6 protein-coding genes are annotated in these 7,164 nt (G+C 75.5%); 4 read left to right on the forward strand and 2 right to left on the reverse strand.

Annotation, left to right across the window (positions count from 1 at the left end; translation table 11 throughout):
* Both RZ84_RS41105 and RZ84_RS14965 read right to left on the reverse strand, forming a co-directional pair.
* On the reverse strand, window positions 1–593 hold a 593-nt coding region (locus RZ84_RS41105; RefSeq protein WP_241777712.1), incomplete at its 3' end, for a MerR family transcriptional regulator.
* A gap of 156 nt (window positions 594–749) precedes the next feature.
* Complete coding sequence (locus tag RZ84_RS14965) at window positions 750–2,021, reverse strand: amidohydrolase (RefSeq protein WP_043264750.1); 1,272 nt, start codon at window positions 2,019–2,021, stop codon at window positions 750–752.
* A gap of 223 nt (window positions 2,022–2,244) precedes the next feature.
* Between RZ84_RS14965 and RZ84_RS14970 the strand changes: the two genes are divergently transcribed.
* The 4 genes from RZ84_RS14970 to RZ84_RS14985 all read left to right on the forward strand — a co-directional run bounded on the left by RZ84_RS14970 (window position 2,245) and on the right by RZ84_RS14985 (window position 7,090).
* Window positions 2,245–3,276 (forward strand): methyltransferase, encoded by a 1,032-nt coding sequence (locus RZ84_RS14970; protein ID WP_043264751.1) that lies wholly within the window; start codon window positions 2,245–2,247, stop codon window positions 3,274–3,276.
* A gap of 218 nt (window positions 3,277–3,494) precedes the next feature.
* Complete coding sequence (locus RZ84_RS14975; RefSeq protein WP_043264752.1) at window positions 3,495–4,655, forward strand: low temperature requirement protein A; 1,161 nt, start codon at window positions 3,495–3,497, stop codon at window positions 4,653–4,655.
* 464 nt (window positions 4,656–5,119) lie between these two features.
* Window positions 5,120–5,929, forward strand: a complete 810-nt coding sequence (locus tag RZ84_RS14980) for a L,D-transpeptidase family protein (RefSeq protein ID WP_043264753.1) — start codon at window positions 5,120–5,122, stop codon at window positions 5,927–5,929.
* 27 nt (window positions 5,930–5,956) lie between these two features.
* Window positions 5,957–7,090, forward strand: a complete 1,134-nt coding sequence (locus tag RZ84_RS14985; RefSeq protein ID WP_052229945.1) for a P1 family peptidase — start codon at window positions 5,957–5,959, stop codon at window positions 7,088–7,090.
* Window positions 7,091–7,164 lie beyond the last annotated feature (74 nt).

The raw sequence follows: 7,164 nt of genomic DNA on the forward strand, positions 1-7,164 counted from the left end.
TCCAGGGCGGCCGGCAGGTCGGCCGAGGTCAGGTCCTGGTCCTCCAGGGCCTTCAGCGCCTCGACGGCGGCGGTGGCGGCCGGGCCGCCGCGCGGGCCGTAGCCGTCGGCGACCGCCAGCAGGCGCGAACCGGCGTAGGCGGCATCCTGGTTGGCGGGGCGGACCAGTCCGCGGTCGGTCAGTGCGGCGACGCGCATCGTCAGCGGCGCCGAGGGGGTCGGGTGTGCGGTCATGGCGGTGTTCTCCCTCTCCAGCTGGTCGACGAGGAAGGCGGCCAGGTCCCGGCGGGCGGCGACATCGGCCTCGACCTGCGCCCAGTACGCGGCGACCGCGTGGGCCGCCGCGCCCGGTGCCAGCTCGCACACCTCGCGGATGCGGGCCAGCGGCATGCCGAGCCGGCGCAGCCAGGCGACCAGCCGCGCGCGCTCCAGCTGGGCCGGGGCGTAGTGGCGGTAGCCGCTGTGCGGGTCGACGTGGACGGGGGTCAGCAGGCCCAGCTCGTCGTACAGGCGCAGCGCCTTCGGCGAGAGCCGGGACGCCCGTGCGAACGCCCCGATGGTCAGCAGCTCCCCGTCCATGCGTCCCCCGTCCATGCGCTCCCCGTCCGCCGGCCCGGCCGCCGCGGCGCGCCGGGACCGGCCGTCCTCCTCGTACCGGGCACCTCGCCCGGCGCCACCGATGCTGGGGCTTCCCCCAGGGACAAGGTCAAAGGGGCGAACCTCGGCATCGAAGGCGCACCAACCCGGCTCCTAAGGCCGTGCCAGCCGGTTGAGCGCCGCGGCCGTCAGCGCCTGGACGCCCATGGTGAGCGTCGGCTGCACGACCGGGGCGAAGTGCGGTGAGTGGTTGGAGGGGATGTCCCGGGAGAGCCGCCCGGCGGCCAGTGCGGTGTGGAACTCCTCCGGGTTCCAGCCGCCCAGCCACCAGTAGTACAGCGGCGCCTCGGCGGCGGTCGCCAGCAGCCCGGCGTCCTCGCTGCCGGTCGCCGGCGGATAGCCGAACACCCGCTGCTCGCCGAAGAGTTCGGCGAAGGTCTCGTTGACCTGCCGCAGCGTGGCGGCGTCGTTGACGGTCACCGGGAAGGAGTCCAGCACCACCGTCTCCGGCTCCCGCTCGGCGCCGGACGCCGCTGCCTCGGCGCGCGCGATCCGGTCGACGGCGGCCAGCACCGCGGTCCGGACCGTGTCGTCGAAGGTGCGCACGCTGAGCCGTACGACGGCCCGGTCCGGGATCACGTTGGCGGTGTCCCCGGCGTGGAACGCGCCGACGGTGACCACCGCCTGCTCCTTGGCCGCGATCTCCCGCGCCACCACCGACTGCACCCGCTGCACGAACGCCGCCGCCATGAGGATCGGGTCGACGGTCGTCTCGGGCCGCGAGCCGTGGCCGCCGGTGCCGTGGAAGGTGATCTCCAGGCTGTCGGCCGCGGCCATGCAGGCCCCCGGGCAGGACGCGATCAACCCCGCGCCGAACGGGGCGACATGCTGCGCCAGCACCACATCGGGCGTGGGCACCAGCCCCTTGCTGTAGAGGCCGTCGTCCAGCATCGCGCGGGCGCCGCTGCCGACCTCCTCGGCGGGCTGGAAGACCACCACCAGCGTGCCCGACCAGCGGTCGCGGCCCGCCGCGAGCAGATCCGCGGCGCCCAGCAGGCAGGTCACATGCATGTCGTGCCCGCAGGCGTGCATCCGGCCCGGGACGGTGGAGGCGTACGGCAGCCCGGACTGCTCGGCCACCGGCAGCGCGTCCATGTCGGCCCGCAGCAGGACCACCGGGCCCGGACCGTTGTGCAGCACACCGGCGACGCCGGTGACGCCGATGCCGGTCGTGACGTCGTAGCCGTGGGCGGTCAGCCGGCGGGCGGCCTCGGCGGCCGTACGGGTCTCCTGGAAGCCGAGTTCCGGGTGCCGGTGGAGGTCTTCGTAGAGCGCCACGAGGTCCGCGAGGCGGGCATCGAGCGGTTCCAGGACGGAGGCGGGAAGGGACGGGCCGGTGTTGTCGCTGCTGTCGCTGTCGCTCATACGGGGCATTCGACCACGGGGCGCCGCCGCGGTCAGCCCCCGTCGCGCGGCGCGGTACGTCCGGCCCCCGGCGGGCCCCGGGCCGGATCCGCCCCCGGGCGGCCGGAGTTGGCGGATTGCCACCCCTCGCCCCGTGACACCACCGCCCCCGCCTGCAACGGTGGATCACCACGCCTGCGACCGTGCAGCGACGCATGACCGAGCCGACGACCGGAGGCTGACGTTGGCCATTCCACCCACCCGGCCGGCGGGCGATCCCGCCGACATCGCGACCCACCTCATGGACCAGGCCATGGGGCATCTCTTCTCCGCAGCGCTGCGCACCGCCGCCCGGTACCGCATCGCCGACCACCTCGCCGCGGGCCCGCGCACCCCCGAACAACTCGCCGCCGCCACCGACACGCACGCCCCGCACCTGCGCCGCGTGCTGCGGTACCTCGCCGCCCGCGGCATCTTCCGCGAGGACGCCTCGGGCGCCTACCAGCTCACGCCGGCCGCCCGACCGCTGCGCACCGACGTCCCCGACTCCCTGCACACCGCCGTGCTGCTCACCACCGACGACCTCTACCTGCGCGCCTCGGCCGGGCTGCCCGAGGCGGTACGGGACGGGGGCGCCGCCTTCGAGCGGGTCTTCGGCGCGCCGCTCCTCTCGCATCTGGCGTCGGATCCGGCCAAGCGGGAGCTGTTCGACGACGGCATGGCGGCGCTGGCCGCCCCGGTGGACGAGGCGGTGGCCGCCGCGTACCCGTTCCCCGAGACCGGCACCGTCGTCGACGTCGGCGGGGGCCGCGGCGGGCTGCTGCGGGCCGTGCTGCGCCGCCATCCGCAGCTGACCGGTGTCCTCTTCGACCAGGCGCCGCCGCTGGCGCACCACCTGCTGGACTCCGACGACCTCAAGGGCCGCTGGCAGACCCGGGAGGGCGACTTCTTCACCGAGGTCCCCGAGGGCGGCGACCTCTACGTCCTCAAGCACGTCCTGCACGACTGGCCGGACGGCGACTGCCGCCGCATCCTGCGCAGCTGCCGCGCCGCGACGGCCACCGGCAGCCGCCTCCTGGTCGTCGACTGCGTGCTGCCGCCCGGCAACGCCCCGCACTTCGGCAAGACGCTGGACATCGCGGCGCTGGCGCTGCTGGACGGCAAGGAGCGCAACGCCGACGACCTCGCCTCGCTGCTGTCGGACAGCGGCTTCCGCCTGACCCGGGTGCTGCCGACGCCGGCGTTCCCGTCGATCGTGGAGGCGGTCGCGGAGTAGGGCCTGCCCGGCCGTGCCCCGTCGGACAGGCCCTGAGCGGCGGCCGTCGCGCGGTGACGCGGCGGCGGACGGGGCGGGACGCGGGGTGCCGCGCGGGTCCGCCGCGCCGCGCCCCGTACGCACGACACGCCGCGGCCCCGTAATGCCGCCGCTCCGGCCGGCCCGCGTTGTACTGAACCCACCCCACCGGAGGCGCCGACGAGAGGTGCTGGCCTGCCGTGACCGTCCTGATGCGTGCGCGCAGCCGGGATGAGGCGCACCGCGCCGCCACCCCGCTGGAGCTGTTCTTCGACCTCTGCTTCGTCGTGGCGATCGCCCAGGCCGGCCGCCAGTTGGTGCACGACCTCGCCGAGGGGCATCCCGGCCACGGCATCGTCGGCTACCTGATGCTGTTCTTCGCCGTCTGGTGGGCGTGGGTCAACTTCAGCTGGTTCTCGTCGGCGTACGACACCGACGACGTGCTGTACCGGGTGGTGACCCTGGTCCAGATCGCCGGTGTGCTGGTCCTCGCCGCGGGCATCCCGCGCGCCTTCACGGCCGGCGACTTCCGCCTCGTCTGGTTCGGCTACCTGGTGATGCGGCTGGCCATGGTCACCCAGTGGCTGCGCGCCGGGCACGGCGCCCAGGGAGCCGAGCGGCGTACCGCGCTGCATTACGCGGCCGGGGTGACAGCCTGCCAGGTCGGCTGGCTGGCGCTGCTGTTCCTGCCGGCCGGCGACGCCCCCTGGGTGTTCGTGGTGATGGGCCTGCTGGAGCTGTCGGTGCCGGCGCTGGCCGAACGGCGGCGGCAGACGAGCTGGCATCCGCACCACATCGCCGAGCGCTACGGCCTGTTCACCATCATCGTGCTGGGCGAGACGGTCTCGGCGGCGACCGTGGCGGTGCAGTCGGCACTGGACCGGCACGAGGAGCCGGGCGTGCTGCTGCCGATCGCGGCCGGCGGTCTGCTGCTGGTCTTCGCCGCGTACTGGATCTACTTCGCCGTCCCCATCCACCTCCACCTGCGCTCCAACCGCCAGGCGTTCCTCTGGGGCTACGGCCACTACCTGGTGTTCGGCTCGGCCGCGGCGATCGGCGCGGGCATCGAGGTGGCGGTGGAGGAGTCGGTGGGCACGGCGCATCTGTCGGCGTTCGCGGCAGCCGCCTGCGTCACGGTGCCGGGTGCGCTGTACATGGCCACGGTGTGGCTGATCCACTCCCGGCACCAGAAGCGCGGCCCGGCCCAGCAGCTGGTGCTGCCGGTGGCCGCGGTCCTGGTCCTGGCGTGCACGTTCGCCGGGCACGGCGCGGTGCCGGCGGCGGGCCTGGTGGCGGCGGCCACGGTCGCGGTGGGCGTCACCCTGACGGCCCGCCAGGGCACTGCCCTGGAGGAGGAGTGACCGGCCGCCGGTCGGCCGATCCCCGGTCGCGGGCGTGAGGGCTCCGGCCGGTCGCGCGGTCCCCCTTTAGCGTGCCGAACGGCCGTACGCGGCACCCGCCCGCGCGGGACGCCGGCGCGGGACGTGACGAACGCGACACGACCGCCGGGCAAGGCTCTCAACTCGTCGCGCAATAGCCCCACTTGGCACACATTCCGGCCATCTTCGGGGATCACCGCGGCACCGCCCCCGCGGGCTCCCGCACCCAACGCCACGCCCCAATCCCCCCATTCCCCCACCAAAGGCCCCACCGGTTCCGGACGGCATCCTCAACCCCTCCACCGTTCACCCGCACCGGCGGAAGCGGCACCACGGGAACGCGGTAGGGTGCAGATTGCCCTTTTTATACCTGGGCTGCTCGCGGAACCGCCCTCGCGGAGGGCCCACGGGCCGTTCACCCGTCCGTACCTGAGGAGACGCCAGACATGGCCGCCCGCCACGCTCAGTCCCGTGCGCGCAAGAGACTGTCCCGGCGCAGCAAGGCCGTGAGCGGCCTTGCCGTCTCCACGCTCGTCGGCACCGCTCTGTGGGCCTGGCCGGCCTCGGGCGACGAGCACAGCAGCCGGCCGGACGCGAAGAGCGGCTCGCTCCGGACGGTGGCCGGCCCGAATCCCCCCGCCGGCCGGCACGCCGCGGCCGCCGGCGGCCTGCGCGCCATCCCGGAACTGAGCGACGCCGCCCGCAAGCGCATACCGGCCGGCACCCGCCAGATCCTGATCGTCACCGGCAAGAACCCCGAATCGTACGACTCCCGGGTCGTCCTCTACACCCGCCAAGAGGGCGCGGACATCTGGGAGCCCGGCCCCACCTGGGCCGCGCACAACGCCGCGCACGGCTGGACCGACGACCACCGCTACGGCGATCTGCGCTCCCCCCAGGGCGTCTACACCCTCACCGACGCCGGCGGCCGGCTGCCCGCCCCCGCGGGCACCAAGCTCCCCTACGACCACAACGAGAACTTCGTCGCCCACGGCACCGGCGTCGAGGGCGAGCCGCTGGCCGGGGCCTTCGACTACGTCATCGCCATCAACTACAACCGCGTCCCGGGCTCCTCCCCGCTGGACGGCCGGCGGCCCCTGGGCGACGCGCGCGGCGGCGGCGTCTGGCTGCACGTCGACCACGACGGCCCCACCCAGGGCTGTATCAGCCTCAGGCCCGAGGTGATGCGCCAACTGCTGCGCACCCTCGACCCGGCGCTGCATCCGGTCATCGTGATGGGCCCGGCCGGCCGCTGACCGCACGGCGCGTGGTACGCATGGCCCATGACCGATGCCCGGCAGCAGCAGGAGGGCGGGGGCGCACCGCACCCCCGGGGACCGCATGACGCACTGACCGACGTCCACGGCCTGCGGGTCGGCCACGCCCGGCGCACCGGCGACGGCTGGCTCACCGGCACCACCGTCGTCCTCGCCCCGGAGGGCGGCGTGGTCGCGGCCGTCGACGTCCGCGGCGGCGGTCCGGGCACCCGGGAGACCGACGCCCTCGACCCCCGCAACCTCGTCCAGCGCATCGAGGCCGTCGTCCTGACCGGCGGCTCCGCCTTCGGCCTCGACGCCGCGTCGGGTGTCGCCGGCTGGCTGGAGGACCGGGGCCGCGGCTTCCGCGTCGGCCCGAACCCCGCCCAGGTCGTCCCCGTCGTCCCCGCCGCCGCCCTCTTCGACCTGGGCCGCGGCGGCGCGTGGCGGGCCCGCCCCGACGCCGCCCTGGGCCGCGCGGCAGCCGAGGCCGCGGCCCGTACGGCGCCCGGGTCCCCCGTCGCCCAGGGCAACACCGGCGCCGGCACGGGCGCCGTGGCGGGCGGCCTCAAGGGCGGCGTCGGCACCGCGAGCGCGGTGCTGCCCTCCGGCGCCACCGTCGCCGCGCTGGCCGCGGTCAACGCCGCGGGCTCGGTGGCCGACCCCCGCACCGGAGCCCTCTACGGCCGCCTGTACGAGGCGTACGGCGCGCTGCCCGACCCCGACGTCCACGCCGCCGCCCAACGCCGCCTGGCGGACGCCAGAGCGGCCTCCGCGGCCCGTTCCGCCGGCTCGGTCCGCCCGCCCCTCAACACCGCCCTCGCCGTGGTCGCCACCGACGCCGCCCTCACCCGCGGCCAGGCCCAGAAGCTCGCCGGCAGCGCCCATGACGGCCTGGCCCGCGCGATACGCCCGGTGCACCTGCTCGCCGACGGCGACACGGTCTTCGCCCTCTCCACCACCGCCCGCCCGCTCACCCCTCAAGAGGGCCCCGCCGACCCGGCGTTCGGCCCCCACGTGGAGGCCCTGGCACTGGACGAGATCCTCGGTGCCGGCGCCGACGTGCTCACCCGGGCCGTCGTCAACGCCGTGCTGGCCGCGGAGTCGGTGGACGGCCCCGGCGGCGTCTTCCCCTCGTACCGGGAGCTCTACGGGAACTGACCCGGCGGCCGGGATCCGTCCGCCGGTCACGGCGGCACACGGGGCCCGCCGTCACACCCCCGCCGCCCCCCGCA

The organism is Streptomyces sp. CT34, from assembly GCF_000805335.1.
Lineage (GTDB): Bacteria > Actinomycetota > Actinomycetes > Streptomycetales > Streptomycetaceae > Streptomyces.